This window comes from Mesorhizobium sp. M0751, assembly GCF_040320265.1.
GTDB lineage: Bacteria > Pseudomonadota > Alphaproteobacteria > Rhizobiales > Rhizobiaceae > Mesorhizobium.
The window spans coordinates 140,284-155,614 of sequence record NZ_JAMYPH010000014.1 but is presented as its reverse complement, the minus strand read 5'-3'; the positions used below and the strand labels follow the sequence as shown (position 1 = coordinate 155,614).

The 15,331-nt window shown below is 62.8% G+C and carries 15 protein-coding genes; 1 reads left to right on the top strand and 14 read right to left on the bottom strand.

Annotated features, from left to right (window positions below; all coding sequences use genetic code 11):
- Nucleotides 1-165 precede the first annotated feature (165 nt).
- The gene (locus tag NKI19_RS21595) at nucleotides 166-2,073 is read right to left on the bottom strand and encodes a propionyl-CoA synthetase (protein ID WP_352565222.1); all 1,908 of its coding nucleotides are present in this window, start codon (nucleotides 2,071-2,073) and stop codon (nucleotides 166-168) included.
- A gap of 170 nt (nucleotides 2,074-2,243) precedes the next feature.
- Here NKI19_RS21595 and NKI19_RS21590 point away from each other — a divergent pair, with 170 nt between their 5' ends.
- On the top strand, nucleotides 2,244-3,041 hold the full coding sequence (locus NKI19_RS21590) for a DUF2259 domain-containing protein (protein ID WP_352487976.1): 798 nt from the start codon (nucleotides 2,244-2,246) through the stop codon (nucleotides 3,039-3,041).
- A 276-nt stretch (nucleotides 3,042-3,317) separates the two neighbouring features.
- On the opposite strand, the gene dhaK is transcribed toward NKI19_RS21590, so the two are convergent.
- The 13 genes from dhaK to NKI19_RS21525 all read right to left on the bottom strand — a co-directional run bounded on the left by dhaK (nucleotide 3,318) and on the right by NKI19_RS21525 (nucleotide 15,125).
- Nucleotides 3,318-4,304: a dihydroxyacetone kinase subunit DhaK gene (dhaK, locus tag NKI19_RS21585; RefSeq protein ID WP_352487977.1), complete on the bottom strand. Its 987-nt coding sequence runs from the start codon at nucleotides 4,302-4,304 to the stop codon at nucleotides 3,318-3,320.
- Nucleotides 4,305-4,330: 26 nt separating this feature from the next.
- The gene (locus NKI19_RS21580) at nucleotides 4,331-4,753 is read right to left on the bottom strand and encodes a hypothetical protein (protein ID WP_352487978.1); all 423 of its coding nucleotides are present in this window, start codon (nucleotides 4,751-4,753) and stop codon (nucleotides 4,331-4,333) included.
- 8 nt (nucleotides 4,754-4,761) lie between these two features.
- On the bottom strand, nucleotides 4,762-6,378 hold the full coding sequence (ptsP, locus tag NKI19_RS21575) for a phosphoenolpyruvate--protein phosphotransferase (protein WP_352487979.1): 1,617 nt from the start codon (nucleotides 6,376-6,378) through the stop codon (nucleotides 4,762-4,764).
- On the bottom strand, nucleotides 6,362-6,664 hold the full coding sequence (locus NKI19_RS21570; protein WP_292659371.1) for an HPr family phosphocarrier protein: 303 nt from the start codon (nucleotides 6,662-6,664) through the stop codon (nucleotides 6,362-6,364). Before NKI19_RS21570 ends, ptsP begins: the two co-directional genes overlap by 17 nt.
- A gap of 22 nt (nucleotides 6,665-6,686) precedes the next feature.
- A complete protein-coding gene (gene dhaM, locus NKI19_RS21565) occupies nucleotides 6,687-7,076 on the bottom strand; it encodes a dihydroxyacetone kinase phosphoryl donor subunit DhaM (RefSeq protein ID WP_292659370.1) in 390 nt (129 codons plus the stop codon).
- Entirely contained in the window at nucleotides 7,073-7,675 is a 603-nt protein-coding gene (gene dhaL / locus NKI19_RS21560; RefSeq protein ID WP_352487980.1) for a dihydroxyacetone kinase subunit DhaL, read from the bottom strand. Before dhaL ends, dhaM begins: the two co-directional genes overlap by 4 nt.
- Before the next feature lie 81 nt (nucleotides 7,676-7,756).
- A complete protein-coding gene (locus NKI19_RS21555) occupies nucleotides 7,757-9,400 on the bottom strand; it encodes a dihydroxyacetone kinase subunit DhaK (RefSeq protein ID WP_352487981.1) in 1,644 nt (547 codons plus the stop codon).
- A gap of 67 nt (nucleotides 9,401-9,467) precedes the next feature.
- The gene (locus tag NKI19_RS21550) at nucleotides 9,468-10,481 is read right to left on the bottom strand and encodes an ABC transporter ATP-binding protein (RefSeq protein ID WP_352487982.1); all 1,014 of its coding nucleotides are present in this window, start codon (nucleotides 10,479-10,481) and stop codon (nucleotides 9,468-9,470) included.
- Entirely contained in the window at nucleotides 10,474-11,586 is a 1,113-nt protein-coding gene (locus NKI19_RS21545) for an ABC transporter ATP-binding protein (RefSeq protein WP_352487983.1), read from the bottom strand. Before NKI19_RS21545 ends, NKI19_RS21550 begins: the two co-directional genes overlap by 8 nt.
- A 3-nt stretch (nucleotides 11,587-11,589) precedes the next feature.
- Nucleotides 11,590-11,790, bottom strand: a complete 201-nt coding sequence (locus NKI19_RS21540; RefSeq protein ID WP_352487984.1) for a hypothetical protein — start codon at nucleotides 11,788-11,790, stop codon at nucleotides 11,590-11,592.
- On the bottom strand, nucleotides 11,787-12,737 hold the full coding sequence (locus NKI19_RS21535) for a carbohydrate ABC transporter permease (RefSeq protein ID WP_023717959.1): 951 nt from the start codon (nucleotides 12,735-12,737) through the stop codon (nucleotides 11,787-11,789). The genes NKI19_RS21540 and NKI19_RS21535 overlap by 4 nt, the downstream gene beginning before the upstream one ends.
- Nucleotides 12,734-13,681: a carbohydrate ABC transporter permease gene (locus NKI19_RS21530; protein ID WP_031211681.1), complete on the bottom strand. Its 948-nt coding sequence runs from the start codon at nucleotides 13,679-13,681 to the stop codon at nucleotides 12,734-12,736. Before NKI19_RS21530 ends, NKI19_RS21535 begins: the two co-directional genes overlap by 4 nt.
- A 112-nt stretch (nucleotides 13,682-13,793) precedes the next feature.
- Entirely contained in the window at nucleotides 13,794-15,125 is a 1,332-nt protein-coding gene (locus NKI19_RS21525) for an ABC transporter substrate-binding protein (protein WP_352487985.1), read from the bottom strand.
- Nucleotides 15,126-15,331: the final 206 nt, after the last annotated feature.

Here is a 15,331-nt window from a genome sequence, read left to right as displayed (position 1 = left end):
GGCCTGGGACTTTCTCGATCGCTGGAACAGGGTCACGTATGGCATCTCGCATGGCTGTGGGTGCGCCTCGATTCCGAAGCAACATGACGACGCAGTGCGTGGATACCATGTCCGGCGCCGGTCGTTCCATACCGGAGCTTCGGACGCAACTCGGCTTCGGCGTCCTTACAGGCCGATGCCGCGGCGGTTCAGTGCGGCGGTGATCTCGTCGAGGATGGCCGGGTCGTCGATCGTTGCCGGCATGGCCCATTCCTCCTTGTCGGCGATTTTCTGCATGGTGCCGCGCAGGATCTTGCCGGAGCGCGTCTTCGGCAGGCGCTTGATCGTCACCACCGTCTTGAAGGCAGCGACCGGGCCGATTCGTTCGCGCACCAGCGAGACAACCTCGTTTTCGATGATGCCGGCGTCGCGGTCGACGCCGGCATTCAGCACGACGAAGCCGAGTGGAACCTGGCCTTTCATAGCATCGGCAATACCGACGACGGCGCATTCGGCGACGTCGGGATGCGCGGCCAGAACCTCCTCCATGGCGCCGGTCGATAGCCGGTGGCCGGCGACATTGATGATGTCGTCGGTGCGAGCCATGACATAGAGATAGCCGTCCTCGTCCATCATGCCGGCGTCCGCGGTTTTGTAGAAGCCGGGGAACTCGTCGAGATAGGCTTGGCGAAACCGCTCGTCGGCATTCCACAGCGTCGGCAGGCAGCCGGGGGGCAACGGCAATCTCACCACGACATTGCCAAGCGTACCACGCTTGACTTCATGCCCGGCATCGTCGAGCACGCGGATGTCATAACCGGGCATCGGCACGCCGGGCGAGCCGTATTTGACCGGCAGCAGGCCCAGTCCGGCGGGGTTGATGGTCATCGGCGAGCCGGTCTCGGTTTGCCACCAATGGTCGATCACCGGCACGTTCAATTTCTGCTCCGCCCATTTGATGGTTTCCGGATCGGCGCGCTCGCCAGCGAGGAACAGCGTGCGGAATTTGGACAGGTCGTATTTCGGGACGAATTCGCCTTTCGGATCCTGTCCCTTGATGGCGCGAAAGGCGGTTGGTGCGGTGAACAGCGCGACGACGCCATGCTCGGCGATCACACGCCAATACGTGCCGGCATCGGGCGTGCCGACCGGCTTGCCCTCGAACAGGATGGTTGTGCAGCCATGCAGCAACGGGCCGTAGACGATGTAGGAATGGCCGACCACCCAGCCGACATCGGAAGCCGCCCAGAACACTTCGCCCGGCTTGACGCCGAACTCGTTTTCCATCGACCATTTCAGCGCGACCATATGGCCGCCATTGTCGCGCACGATTCCCTTCGGCTGGCCGGTCGTGCCGGAGGTGTAGATGATGTAGAGCGGATCGGTGGCAAGCACCGGAACACAGTCGACATTGGCGCCGGCGGCGCGCTCGCGCGCCACAGCATCAGCATAGTCGATGTCGTAGTTTTCCCTGAGTTCGCAGCACAGTTGGTCGCGCTGCAGGATAAGGCAGCTTTCCGGCTTGTGCCGCGACATCTCGATCGCCTTGTCGAGCAGCGGCTTATAGGCAACGACGCGCCCTGGCTCCAGGCCGCAGGACGCCGAGATGATCAGCTTCGGCTTGGCGTCGTCGATGCGGGTGGCGAGCTCATGCGAGGCAAAGCCGCCGAAGACCACCGAATGCACGGCGCCGATCCGCGCGCAGGCAAGCATGGCGAAGGCTGCTTCCGGTACCATCGGCATGTAGATGATGACGCGATCGCCCTTTTTAATGCCGCGGTTTTTGAGCACCGAGGTCAGCGCGACCACCTCGCGCTTCAGCTCGGCATAGGTGAATTTCGTGATTGTGCCGGAAATCGCGCTGTCATGGATCAGCGCGATCTGGTCGGCACGGCCGCCCGCCACATGACGATCGACGGCATTGAAGCAGGTGTTGCACGAGGCGCCGTTGAACCATCGGCCATAGACGCCGGCATTGGCGTCGAACACGGTCTCGAAGGGCGAGAACCAGTCGATTGCACTCGCCGCATCGGCCCAGAATTTTTCCGGGTCGCGTTTCCAGCCGTCATAAATCTCGTGGTAGCGTGACGCCATCCGGCTTCCTCCCCAGGAATGTTTGCTGTCCTTGAAATAGCGTATGCTGGTTTGTGTAACCATGTATTTGTGCGTTTCGTTTGCCGTCGTTCTAACTTGGCCGCAAGTACGGGTCATGGTGGTCTGGGGGCCGGTATCGGCTGAATTTTCGGCATTAGGGGCAGGGCGCGATGAAATTGCGATATGAGCTTGGGTTTGCCGCGGTTGCGACGCTGGCGTTGGTGTTCGCTTCAGCTGCTCAGGCCGGCGATGCGGCGGCACGGCGCATCATCGGCTTTTCGCCAGACGGCAACTACTTCGCCTTCGAACAGTACGGCACGCTCGATGCCGGTGCTTCGGATTCGGGCTGGTCGGAGATCGACATCATCGACACGCGCACCGATGAGTTCGTCGGCGGCAAGCCGATCGTCATCGTCGACGAGACGGAGGATGCGACACTGACGCTTGCGCAGGCGAGGGCACAGGCCGCCGAACTGGCGGCGCCCTTGCTGGCCAAATATGCCATCGCGCCGCGCGGCGAGCGGACTGCCTTGGACAGGTTCACCTTTCCCGACGACATGGTCGCCTACAATGACATTGCGCGCCTCGAGCAGGTTTCGCAAAAATGGCTTTCGCCGGCCTATGACGAGCTTGGCATCTCGACCATCCAGCTCGAGCAGATTCTTGCCGACAGCACGGCGGATTGTTCATCGAGTTTCGACGGGACGCAGCAAGGCGAAACGACCGGCAAGGCGCTCGGCTTTCGCCTGACGCTGCAGGGTCAGGACGGCAAGCCGATCAAGCTGCTCCATGAGGACAAGGCCGTGCCCGGTTCGAGGAATTGCCCGACGTCCTACAGCCTGTCGGAATCTTACGCATTCACCCCGGATGGAAAACCGGGCGTGCTTGCGGTGCTCGTGCAGCGCTTCAACCAGGGATTTGAAGGGCGCGACCGCCGTTTCATCGCCGTGACGGGGCGGGCACACTGAGGCAACGCGCTCAGAAGCTACCCGAGTTGTTGTCCCTAAAGCGGCAGCGCAGCGAGCATAAGGCCGACCCCGCCGACGATCAGCAAGGCGGCTGCCAGCACCTTTCCATGACGCTCGAAACCCGTCGGCGCCCGATCCCAATTGTAACGCATGCTCGAACTCCCCAAACCCGCAGATTCTTTATCTTACGCTGGGTGAGGAGGGCAACTGTCTGGTGATGTGCGGCGTTGCCGATGTCGGTTTCATCACCGACTATTTCTGAGGCATTCTCCGCCGCTACATGCCCCAGCGCAGCGCGGCCGTATGTACCGGGGCATCCCACCAAACAGCCGCCTCGTCGTCGAGCATGCTCAGCGTGATCGAACAGCCGGCCATGTCGAGCGAGGTCACATAGGACCCGACCAGCGACCGGGCCACCGTCACGCCATGCTTCTCGAAGATTTTGCGGGCGCTGTTATACATCAGATAAAGCTCCATCAACGGTGTGCCGCCAAAGCCATTGACGAAGAGTAGCGCCTGGCCTCTGGCACCGTCGCCCAGGTCACCCAGAATTGCGGTACAGATCTCCTCGGTGATGGCATCAGCGCTCTTCAATGTGTCACGCCGCCTCCCAGGCTCGCCGTGGATGCCGACCCCGAACTCCATCTCGCCGTCGCCGATGTCGAAGGTCGGCTTGCCCGCCGCCGGCACGGTGCAACTGGTCAGCGCCACGCCCATCGAGCGCGTCGCGCCGTTGATGCGCTCGCCCAGCGCCTTCAACGGCTCCAGTGGCATGCCTTGTTCGGCCGCCGCGCCGACGATCTTCTCGACCACCAGCGTACCGGCGACGCCGCGCCGGCCGGTGGTGTAGGACGAGTTTTCGACCGCGACGTCGTCATTGGTCACAATTTGCATCACGCCTTCCGTCATTTCAGCGGCCATGTCGAAATTCATCACGTCGCCCTCGTAGTTCTTGACGATGAACAGGCAGCCGGCGCCCGTATTGACGGCTTCAGCTGCCGCCAGCATCTGGTCAGGCGTCGGCGAGGTGAATACCTGGCCGGGGCAGGCGGCATCCAGCATGCCGTGCCCGACGAACCCGCCATGCAGCGGCTCGTGACCCGAGCCGCCGCCGGAGATCAGCGCCACCTTGCCCGGCTTGAGCACCTTGCGACGGACAAATTTGTGCTCCTCGCCGAGCGCCAGGATATCGGCATGCGCGGCAACGAAGCCGTCGAGGCTCTCGGTCAGCACCGTATCGACCGAATTCAGAAATTTCTTCATGGCTGTCCTCCCGAAATAGCCCAGCGTCAGCTGCCCTTGCCGGCGATGCTGGTGATCTTCTGGATGAAATCGTTGACCGCCCGGTCGAGCGCCGCGTTCTGCTTGTCGTCGCCGAAATCGGGAACGATCAGCGAGACATGCCGTGTCCTGCGCATGCCTGCGGCCAGCGACATCTTTCCCGGATGCGCCCGATGGTAGGCCTCAAGGAAATGATCGCGTTCGGCCGGGCTGAAATGGCAGACGGAGAAGATAGCCGGCAAATGCTTCGAAGGGATCGGCGTCGAATAGGCCGGGCTGGAAATCTGCGTAACGAAGCTGCGATGCTTGCCCAGCGCATCAGCGAGGCGCTGGCGCATGCCGGACGGGCGCTGGTCGATCACGTGCGACAGGATCGTCTTGTAGGCGCGGATCGCCTCTTCGGGACCGGATTGCGACGCCTTGTCTGCCATGCCGGGGCCTAGATCCAAACGTCCGCGATGGCCGCCTTGGCCATCGCGAGTTGGGCGGGAGCGACGGAGAGGTCACGCAGGCCGGTTTCGAGCAGCGCCAGGATCGAGGCGGGGTCGCCGCCGGCATCGCCACACAGGCTAACCGGGATATTGTGCTCACGGCCGAAGGCGGCAACCGACGCGATCAGCCGGAGCACGGCCGGGTGCCTGACGGAATTCAGATGTGCGACCGACGCATTGTCGCGAGCGGCGGCCATCAGGTATTGGGTCAAATCATTCGAACCGATCGAGAAGAAGGCGGCCTTGGCGAATGCCTCCGGCGCAATCGCCACCGATGGCACCTCGACCATGATGCCAAGCGGCGGCATTTTTTGCGCGATGCCGCGCGCCAAAAGGTCAGCCTGCTCTTCCGCGAACAGCGCGGTGGCGTGTTCATACTCTTCCGGAACGGCGATCATCGGGAACATCACCTTCAGATTGCCGTGCATGGCGGCGCGTAGCAAGGCGCGGATCTGCACGCGAAAGACCTCTGGGCGCACCAGCGACAGCCTGATCCCGCGCAGGCCAAGGAATGGATTACCTTCCTCGACGGTCAGGCCCGGCACAGGCTTATCGCCGCCCGCATCGACGGTACGGATCGTCACCGGCCTGTCGCCTGCCCATTCCAGCACTTTGCGGTAGGCGCGATATTGCGTCTCCTCGTCCGGCAATGTCTTGCCGAACAGGAATTCGGTCCGCATCAGCCCGACACCGTCGCAGGTCGCGACATCGATGGTGTCGACATCGGACGGATCGGCAATATTCACCTGCACGCGGACCGCTATGCCGGTCTTCGTTGCTGCCGGCCTTGTCAGATAGGCTGCCGCTTTGCCGCGATGCGCTGCGAAAGCCAACGACGATCGTCGGAATGCATCGATCTCCGCTTTCGAAGGCGCCAACACGATGCCGCCATGTTCGGCATCGAGCAGAGCCATTCCGGCAAGGTGAGCCGGCGAAGCACCGGGCCCGGCCACCCCACGCGCCACGAGCCCAAGCCCCACCACCATTGGCACGCCGCGTGAGCGTGCCAGCATTGCGACATGACTTGCAGCACTTCCGGCCGTAAGTGCTATGCCGCCGCCGGCACTCCAGTCGGTCTCGAGGAAGCGCGTCGGTGCGATATCCTCGCCGTAGAAGATCGCACCCGCCGGTGCGGCAATGTCGCCGCCCCCGGTCAGCGCGCGTAGCACCTGGTCGCGTGTATCGCGCATGTCGGCCGCGCGCGCCCGGAAATAGTCCTGGTCGGATGTTTCGTAGCCGGCGATCTCGGCGTCGAGCGCTGTTCGCCAAGCCACATCAGCAGCCATGCCCTCGACGATGTGCGCAAAGGCCGGACCGGTCAGCGCGTTGTCCTCCAGCATGGCGAGCTGGAATTCGAGGATCCCGGCCGCCTCGCTGTCGCTGGTTTCGATCAATGTCGCGAGCCGGCCTGCGGCAATGGAGATGGCGGCTTCAAGCGCCGCCTTCTCGTCCGCGGCAGTCGCCTTGCGGACATAACGCACAGCAGCCTGGTCCAGATCGAACAGCGGCCCCTCGGCATAGCCGGCCGATGCCGAAATGCCCTGCAGCCTAAGCGGTTCGGGCATGGTCCTTGCCTTCGTCGAAATCGCGCCGCACCAGCTCGACCAGCGCGCCGACCGCCTCACCGGCGCCGTCCCCTCTGGCTCTGATATGCAGGACAGTACCTTTCGGCGCTTTCGCAGCCATTACCTTGACGATGCTCTTGGCGTCGAGCCACGGCCCGTTGGCGGCGAGTGCAATCTCGACGTCGGCCGAAAACGTCTTGGCAAGCTTGGTGAACTTCACCGAAGGACGCGCATGCAGTCCCACCTCATGGGTGATCAGGACGCTGGCTTCGGCTGCTGCGGACATGCTTGTCAAAATTCCCGTTCATTCACGACGGCGACAGTTCGTGCGCCGTCGCCACCACTTCCTTGAGCGAGGCGCCGCCGGAAGCCTCGGTCGCCGCCATCACCGCGCCTTCGACGATCGGCGCATTGCAGACGATGATCTTCTGGGCGCGTGGTTCGCCGATCATCTCGACCGCCATCTCGCTATTGGTCTCGGCACCGCCGAGATCGACGAGGATCGCGACACCCGCCTCCGACCAGGCCTTGTCGATGGCGCCCATGATCGCCTCGACATTGGTTCCCAGCCCGCCATGGCCGTTTCCGCCGCACCATGCAAGCGGCACTTCGTTGCCGACCATCTGCCGCACCATGTCGGCGGTGCCTTCGGCGACCAGCGGCGAATGCGATACGATGACGATGCCGACATTGCTCATGCGCGCCTCTCGATTGCTTCGGCTACGGCCCGCACCAGAAGGGCGGTCGAGCGTGCGCCGGCATCCATATGACCGATCGAACGGTCGCCAAGGAAGGAGGCGCGCCCACGCAGCGCCTTCATCGGCACGGTCGCGTCGGCCGCATTGTCGGCGATCTCGACGATGTCCGCTGCCGTCTTTCCCTCCAGCAGGGCCTCATGCACCGGCTGCAGCACATCGAGCATGGTTTTTTGCCCGGCCTGCGACTTGCCTCGGGCGGCCACTGCTTCGATCGCCTTGCCGAAGGCCGCCGCCAGATCGGCGCGATCCGGCGCGGCGGGAATCTCCTTGCCGAGCGCCATGAACAGCGTGCCGAACAAGGGACCGGAGGCTCCGCCGACGGTCATCACCAGCTTGGTGCCGATCGCCTTCAGCGCCTCCGGCAACGGCTTTGCCGCGAACGCGCCGGCCTCGGCCCGCACTGCCTCGAAGCCGCGTTTCATGTTGAGCCCATGGTCGCCGTCGCCGATCGCCTGGTCGAGCCTGGTCAGCTCTTCGGCATGGGCGGCGATGGTGTTTGCCGTCGCCTCGATCAGCTTGGAGAGATCCGCTGCCGCCATGTCACCCATGCTCCTGGCCCCTGCGCTGCCGGCAGTACGAGAAAATTGCATATCCGGCAATTGAAGCATTCTTTTCCCCAGTCAAGCGGGTTCGAGCAACGCAGCGAGGGCAGTGAAGACCTCGGCGACGGCAAAGGCGCCCGGATCGACCACGCCGTCGAGCTGGCTGCCAATATAGGCGGACCGCCCGGCCTTGGCCTTGCGCATTGCAGCGGTGGCCTCGGCTCCGCTTCGCGCCGCGACCGCCGCATCTTCCAGACTCCCCCTATCCAGCGCCCTCAAGGCGGGTTCCAGGGCATCGATCATCGTGCGATCGCCGATCCTCGCTCCACCATAGAAGGACACCCGATCCAGGCCGGCGAGAAGCGCCTTGGGAAGCGTTTCGCCAGACTGCAGCGCCTGCGCGGCGGCGGTGAAGAAGATCGACAGCAGCACGCCGCTAGAGCCGCCCATACTGGCGCTCAGGATGTCGCCGACGGCGGCGAGCGTTGCGGCAGGGTCGGCGAGCGGCAGTGTCGCAATGCGGCCTAGCACGCTGCGCGCACCGGCCGCCACAGTCGATCCGGTGTCGCCGTCTCCAGCCTTGGCGTCCAGTCTGTTCAACGCGCCTTCAAGCGAGATCAGCCGTTCGCAGACCGCGACCACCAGCCGCTCGGTGCGCGCGTCCTGGCTGGCTTTCGACGCGTTGCCAAGGCTGGCGGCTTTTGCCATCGGCACGATGCTCATTGGGCCAACCGCTCTTGCCGGCAGCCAGGCGTGAGGACCTACCGGCGCCCGCAACGCCGCTTCGCGCGGCGCATCGAGCCGGATCAGCGACAGAGAAAAGCCGTTCATGTTGAGCGCCGTCATAAGCTGCCCAGGCCCGATCGTCAGCGTCACCTTTCGTGCCAGCGGTGATGCCAATACCGCATTGGCGACAAGCAACATTTCCAGCGGTGGCACCGAACCGAGATTGTTGATCAGCAAGGCGTAGTCGCTGGCGGGATCGAGCCGCGCGGCAAGGCGCTCCGACATGATCGCAACCAGTCTTTCGGCACTTTGTACCGCAATCCGCTCAACGCCCGGTTCGCCATGGATGCCGAGGCCGAGTTCAGCGTCGTCGGCGCCAAATCTTTCGTCATGGCTCTGGCCGGGGATCGAGCAGGACGACAGCGATATGCCGAGTGAAACGATATCCGCCACCGCGGCGCGCGCCGCAGCGGCAATCGTCGCCAGATCGTTGCCGGCTTCCGACAGATAGCCTGCGATCTTGTGCACGAACAAGGTGCCGGCAACGCCGCGCGGCTGGGCAATGTCCGGCAGGGCAATGTCGTCGGCGACGATCGCCATCTCGACGCGAAAGCCTTCCGCGCGCGCCTTCTCGGCGGCCAAGCCGAAGTTGAGGCGATCGCCGGTATAGTTCTTGACGATCAGCAGGCACCCGGCGGGACCGGTCACCGCGCGGATGGCGGCCAATACTGCTTCCACGCTCGGCGAAGCAAAGATCTCGCCCGAAACCGCCGCCGTCAGCATGCCCACGCCGACGAAACCGGCATGCGCGGGTTCGTGCCCGGCCCCGCCGCCGGAGATGATGCTGACCTTGGTCTTATCCCAGTCCGCGCGGAGAATGACCTTGATCTCGGGATAGCCGTCGAGGCGAGCGAGATCGCCGGCGCCGGTCGTGCCGAGAAAGCCGTCCAGGGCCTCAGTTACGATCGTATCCCTGCGATTGAAAAAATGCTTCATCGAATTGGTCCAGTCCGGTGCCCGAAATTGCCGGTTGAAAGGTGCCAGGAAAACACTCGCGCAGCACTCACATCAGCCGTCGCCCATCGGCGCCGAAATACAGCGGCGAGCGATAGCGGATCATGATCTTGTCGCCCTGCGCCAGATCGGCGTCGGGGTCGGTCAGCGTCACCAGCTTCCTGGTCCCCACCGTCACGTGCAGATGGTTCTGGTCGCCGAGATGCTCGACCCAATCGACGACGCCGTCGGCATGGCCGTTCGCCGCCTTCTCGATCGAAAGATGTTCGGTGCGCGCTCCGATCGTCCTGGTCCCCGCCGGCGCGCCGCCATCCGGAAGCAGGCCGACCGGCAACAAATTAATTGCCGGTTGGCCGAGCCTTGCGGCGACGTGAAGGTTTGCCGGCTCAGAATAGATCGTGCGCGGGGAACCAATCTGCACCAGCACGCCGTCGGCGAGGATGCCGATGCGGTCGGCCATGGTCATCGCTTCGATCTGGTCGTGTGTGACGTAGAGCATTGTGGCGCCGAGTTCGGCCTGGATGCGCTTCAGCTCGAGCCTGAGATCGGCACGCAGCTTGGCGTCGAGCGACGACAGCGGCTCGTCCATCAGGTAGATCGACGGTTTGCGCACCAGAGCGCGGCCGATGGCGACGCGCTGCATCTCGCCGCCCGACAGTTTGGTCGAGCGATTATTCAGCTTGTGGTGGATGCGCACCATCTTGGCCACGTCCTCGACGCGGCGGCGGATCTGGTCCTCCGGCATTTTCCGCGCCGGCGAGCGCAGCGGAAAGGCGAGGTTGTCGTAGACCGACAGATGCGGATAGAGCGAATATTGCTGGAAGACGAAAGCGGTGTCGCGCTCGGCCGGCGACAGCGTCGTCGTGTCGTGGCCGCCAATATGGATCGAGCCCGCTTCCGGCCGCTCCAGCCCGGCGATCAGCCTGAGCGTCGTCGTCTTGCCGGCGCCGGTCGGCCCGAGCAGCACGACGAATTCGCCGTCGGCGATATGCAGGTCGAGATTGTCGACGGCGACATGCTCGCCAAAAACCTTGGTCACGCCGTTGATGTGAACGTCAGCCATGATGCGCCCTCCCCTGGGAGGCTGAGTCATGGATTTCGGTGCGCACCGCACGGCCGGATCCTTTTGCGAACAGCGACAGCCGCGCGCTGCTCAGCGCCAGGCCGACATGATCGCCCGGATTGAGCCGGATTTCGGCCGGCACCCTGGCCTTGATGATGCCGTCTGCCGTCTCCACCGCCACGATCTGCGTGGTGCCGAGATATTCGGTGCCATAAATGGCGCCGCGCAGCTTCGAAGCGTCATCGAAACGGATGTGCTCCGGTCGGATGCCAAGCGCCATCTCGGCCGGCGCGACATCCTCGCGCACCTCCGGCACCGCCACCTTCGCGCCTTGCACAACAATTTCCCTGGCGCCCTTTGAAAGCCCGCCGCCGAAGCCGAGGAAATTCATCGGCGGCGAGCCGATGAAGTCGGCGACGAACATCGTTGCCGGCCGATCGTAGATCTCACGCGGCGTGCCGAACTGCTCGATGACGCCATGGTTCATCACCGCGATCTTGTCGGCCATCGACATCGCTTCCATCTGGTCATGCGTGACATAGACGGTGGTGGCGTGGATGCGGTTGTGCAGTTCGCGCAGCTCATGGACCATCAAATCGCGGAATTCTGTATCAAGGGTCCCCAGCGGCTCGTCCATCAGAAAACACTTTGGCCGCCGTACGATGGCGCGGCCGAGCGCCACGCGCTGGCGATCGCCGCCGGCTAGCCCGGAGACCGATTTGTTGAGCAGATGGTCGATCCGCAAAAGCTTCGCCGTCTCTTCCACCCTGGTCCGGATTTCAGCGCCTGGCATGCCTTGCGCCAGCAGTGGAAAGCCGATGTTCTTCCGCACATTCATGTGCGGATAGAGCGCGAACAGCTGGAAGACGAAGGCAATGTCGCGCTCGCGGGCACGCCGCATGGTGACGTCCTCGCCGCCAAGCAGGATCTTGCCGCCGGTCGGCAGTTCGAGCCCGGCGATCATGCGCAACGTCGTCGTCTTGCCGCAGCCCGACGGCCCTAGCATGACGAAGAATTCGCCGTCCTCGACGACGAAGTTGGAATCCTGCACAGCGACGAAATCGCCGAATGCCTTCCTCAGATGTTCGACCCTGATCTCGGCCATCGTCTACTCCGGAAATTTCGAGACGACGATGAACATCGCCGTGCCCGCAAGCATGGTGATGAAGGAATAGGTGTAGAGCACCAGTGCGAAGGGCTGGAACAGCATCAGGAAGCCGATCGCGATGATCGCGGTGGCGACGTTTTCCATCAGCCCGCGCCTAGCCCAAACGGGCCAGCGCGATTTGCGTTTTGCTGTCAGGTTCATTTGCGCACCGCGCCAAAGGTGATGCCGCGCAGCAACTGCTTGCGAAGCAGGATGGTGAAGACCAGGATCGGCACCAGGAAGATCGTCGTGCCGGCAGCGACCGCCGGCCAGTCCTGGCCGCCTTCGCCGATGATGGTTGGGATGAAGGGCGGCGCGGTCTGCGCCGTGCCCGAAGTCAGCAGCGCGGCGAAGGCATATTCGTTCCAGGCAAAGATCAGGCAGAAGATGGCTGTTGCGGCAATGCCGGTAGTCGCCTGCGGCAGTACGGTGCGCCAGAACGCCTGCAGCCGCGTATAGCCGTCGATCATCGCCGCTTCTTCATATTCGCGCGGGATCTCGTCGATAAAGCCTTTCAGCAGCCACACCGCCAAGGACACGTTGACCGCCGTATAAAGCAGGATCATGCCGAGCGCCGTGTCCGACAGGCCAAGCTCCCGGTACATCAGGTAGATGGGAATCGCGACGGCGATCGGCGGCATCATCCGCGTCGACAGGATGAAGAACAGAAGGTCGTCGGCGAGCGGCACCTTGAAGCGCGAAAAACCATAGGCCGACAGCGTGCCGAGGAACACCGCGCAAAACGTCGAGCCGAACGCGATGATCAGCGAATTGACGAAGCGCGGCATGAAGTTCGACGGGCCGGCGATCACCATGTTGCGCTTGCGCACCGTCTCGTCGCACAGGCCCGTCGCCGGCCCAAGCGAGTTGATGTATTCCGGCGTCTGCCTTGTGCGCGTCGTGAACAGGTTGCAGTAGCCCTCAACGCTCGGCTGAAACAGGATCTTCGGTGGGTAAGCGATGGAATCGGGCGGCGTCTTGAAGCTGGTGGCGAAGATCCACAGCAGCGGCACGATCGAGATCAGCGCGTAGGCGACGATGATCGTGCCGGCGACGCGCTTCGACGTGGCCGACGGCGCGACAACGGAATGGGCTGACGTCAGGCTCATCTCTGCTTCACCTTGTTGAGCGCCTTGACGTAGATGTTGGCCAGCCCGAACACCGCGACGAACAGGATGATGGCAAAGGCCGAGGAATAGCCCGTCCGCCAGCTTTCGAAGGCCTGCCGCTTCAACGTGATCGAGGCCACTTCGGTGGTCGATCCCGGCCCGCCGCCGGTGAGCAAATTGACCATGTCGAACATCTTGAAGTTCTCGATGCCGCGAAACAGCACCGCCAGCATGATGAAGGGTAGCGCCATCGGCAGTGTGATCGACCAGAACTGCCGCCAGTTGGAGGCGCGGTCGACCTCGGCCGCTTCGTAGATGTATTCGGGGATCGAGCGCAGGCCGGCGAGGCAGATGAGCATCACGTAAGGCGTCCACATCCAGGTGTCGACGATGATGATCGACCATGGCGCCAGTGACACGTTGGAGAGCATGCTGATTTCGGTTGCTGGTATGCCGGTGACGAACGAAACGGCGTAGGCGAACAGCCCGATCTGCGGCTCGTAGAGGAAGCGCCAGAAATTGCCGACCACCGCCGGCGACAGCATCATCGGCACCAGGATGATGGTCGTCCAGAAGGCGTGGCCGCGGAACTTGCGGTCGATCAGCCAGGCCAGCGTAAAGCCGATCAGCGTTTGCAGCAGGATGGTCCAGAACACGAAATGCGCCGTCGTCTGCATGGCGATCCAGATGTCCTGGTCAGCCAGGATGCGCTTGTAGTTCGCCAGCCCAAGGTTTTTCACAACCTCGTTGGGCCGATTGGCGCGAAAATTGGTGAAGGACAGATAGATTGCCCAGAACAGCGGAAAGATGTTGATGGCTAGAAGCAACAGGATCGTCGGCGAGATGAACAGCCAGGCGAGGCCCTTGTCGCTGATGCCCCGGACCTTGCGGGCCAACGGCTCAGGCGTAGCCCGGGCAACGCTGTCCGCCGTCCGATTGAGCATGGTCAGTCCTGCTTCGGTCACTTGGATCGTCTCGACAATGGAATTTATCTGAACTGTGTCCCGTGCCAAGGGTGGCACGGGACGGTTCGGTCATGGGCTCGGGAGGAGCCGTTTACATCTTGCCGTCGTCCTGGAAGACCTCGGTCCAGTCCTTGACGAGGCCGTCGAGCGCATCCTTGGCCGAGCCTTGCCCGGCAACGACATAGTCGTGGAAACGCTTCTGCGATGCCTGCAGCAGCGGCGCGTAGCTCGGCTCCGCCCAGAAGTCCTTCACGATTGCCATCGAGTCGAGGAAGGTCTGCGCATAGGGCTGGCTGGCCGGGAAGCCCGGGTCCTTGACGACCGCGTTGAGGCAGGAATAGCCGCCGAGCGACCACCATTTGGACTGCACGTCCTTGTTGGCGAACCATTTGATGTATTTGAGCGCGGCTTCCTGCTTGTCGGAATAGGAGACCACCGAGATGCCCTGGCCGCCGAGCTGGGCGAACTGGTCGCCGTCCGGACCTTTGGGATTGACGAAATAGCCGATCTTGTCGCCGCCGATATTCTCGTCCTTCTGCAGGCCTGGCCAGGTGAAGGCGAAGTTCATATGCATCGCCACCTGGCCGGATTTGAAGGCATCGACGCCTTCGCCCATGTAGCTGTTCGAGGCGCCGGGAGGGGTGCAGCAATCATAGAGCGCCTTGTAGAACTCCAGGCCCTTCACCGATTTATCGGAGTTGACGAAGCCTTCCATTTCGTAGGGCTTTTTCGGGTTTTCGTACTGGAAGCCGAAGCTGTAGAGTACGTCCATGGCACCCATGGTGATGCCTTCCGAGCCGCGCTCGGTGTAGATCGACGCGCCATAGACGGTCTTGCCGTCGATCTCGCGCTTCTGGAAGAATTCGGCGATCTGCTTCAGCTGGTCGAAGGTCGTCGGCGGTCCGAGATCCCAGCCATACTTTTCCTTGAATTCCTTCTGCAGCTCCGGCTTAGAGAACCAGTCCTTGCGGTAAGTCCAGCCGACGACGTCGCCCATGGCCGGCAGCGCCCAGTAATTCGGCGAGTTCTTCGGCCATTCCGAATAGCCGACGACGGTCGCCGGCACGAAATCATCCATGCTGATCTTCTCCTTGTCGAAGAAGTCGTTCAGCTTGACGTAGTGGCCGTTCTCGGCGGCACCGCCGATCCACTGGCTGTCACCGATGATGAGGTCGCACAGCTTGCCGTGCGAATTCAGCTCGTTGAGAAAGCGGTCGGCATAGTTGGTCCACGGCACGAATTCGAACTTCATGCCGATGCCGGATTCCTTGGTGAAGTCCTTGGACAATTCCACAAGCGCGTTGGCCGGGTCCCAGGCCGCCCAGCAAAGCGTCAGATCTTCTGCCTGCGCAACGTTCGAAACGGCTGTCGACGCAAAGAGTGTCGAGGCCAGTCCCAACGTCAGTTTCAAGGTCGATTTCATGCCTTCCTCCCATTTGCGAAACGCGTCCGGATGACGGTTTCAAGAGCCCGCTAAACCCCTCCTCCGGGGCCTAAACACAACGACGCGGCGGCGCACCGGATGTTTAGTAATTTGTTTAGTGATGCAATTTTTACTAAACAAGGCAAGAGAATTCGTTGCTGCATCGCAGCATGCTGGATAGGAAAGCAACGTGAGAAGTTGCGGCG

Bases quoted from the DNA above. Each gene is read 5' to 3' on its own strand.
- NKI19_RS21550 (WP_352487982.1), bottom strand. From the start codon at position 10,481: ATGGCTGACGTTCACATCAACGGCGTGACCAAGGTTTTTGGCGAGCAT.
- dhaK (WP_352487977.1), bottom strand. From the start codon at position 4,304: ATGAAGAAATTTCTGAATTCGGTCGATACGGTGCTGACCGAGAGCCTC.
- NKI19_RS21535 (WP_023717959.1), bottom strand. From the start codon at position 12,737: ATGAGCCTGACGTCAGCCCATTCCGTTGTCGCGCCGTCGGCCACGTCG.
- NKI19_RS21545 (WP_352487983.1), bottom strand. From the start codon at position 11,586: ATGGCCGAGATCAGGGTCGAACATCTGAGGAAGGCATTCGGCGATTTC.
- NKI19_RS21530 (WP_031211681.1), bottom strand. From the start codon at position 13,681: ATGCTCAATCGGACGGCGGACAGCGTTGCCCGGGCTACGCCTGAGCCG.
- ptsP (WP_352487979.1), bottom strand. From the start codon at position 6,378: ATGCCCGAACCGCTTAGGCTGCAGGGCATTTCGGCATCGGCCGGCTAT.
- NKI19_RS21525 (WP_352487985.1), bottom strand. From the start codon at position 15,125: ATGAAATCGACCTTGAAACTGACGTTGGGACTGGCCTCGACACTCTTT.
- NKI19_RS21540 (WP_352487984.1), bottom strand. From the start codon at position 11,790: ATGAACCTGACAGCAAAACGCAAATCGCGCTGGCCCGTTTGGGCTAGG.
- NKI19_RS21580 (WP_352487978.1), bottom strand. From the start codon at position 4,753: ATGGCAGACAAGGCGTCGCAATCCGGTCCCGAAGAGGCGATCCGCGCC.
- NKI19_RS21555 (WP_352487981.1), bottom strand. From the start codon at position 9,400: ATGAAGCATTTTTTCAATCGCAGGGATACGATCGTAACTGAGGCCCTG.
- dhaM (WP_292659370.1), bottom strand. From the start codon at position 7,076: ATGAGCAATGTCGGCATCGTCATCGTATCGCATTCGCCGCTGGTCGCC.
- NKI19_RS21595 (WP_352565222.1), bottom strand. From the start codon at position 2,073: ATGGCGTCACGCTACCACGAGATTTATGACGGCTGGAAACGCGACCCG.
- NKI19_RS21590 (WP_352487976.1), top strand. From the start codon at position 2,244: ATGAAATTGCGATATGAGCTTGGGTTTGCCGCGGTTGCGACGCTGGCG.
- NKI19_RS21570 (WP_292659371.1), bottom strand. From the start codon at position 6,664: ATGTCCGCAGCAGCCGAAGCCAGCGTCCTGATCACCCATGAGGTGGGA.
- dhaL (WP_352487980.1), bottom strand. From the start codon at position 7,675: ATGGCGGCAGCGGATCTCTCCAAGCTGATCGAGGCGACGGCAAACACC.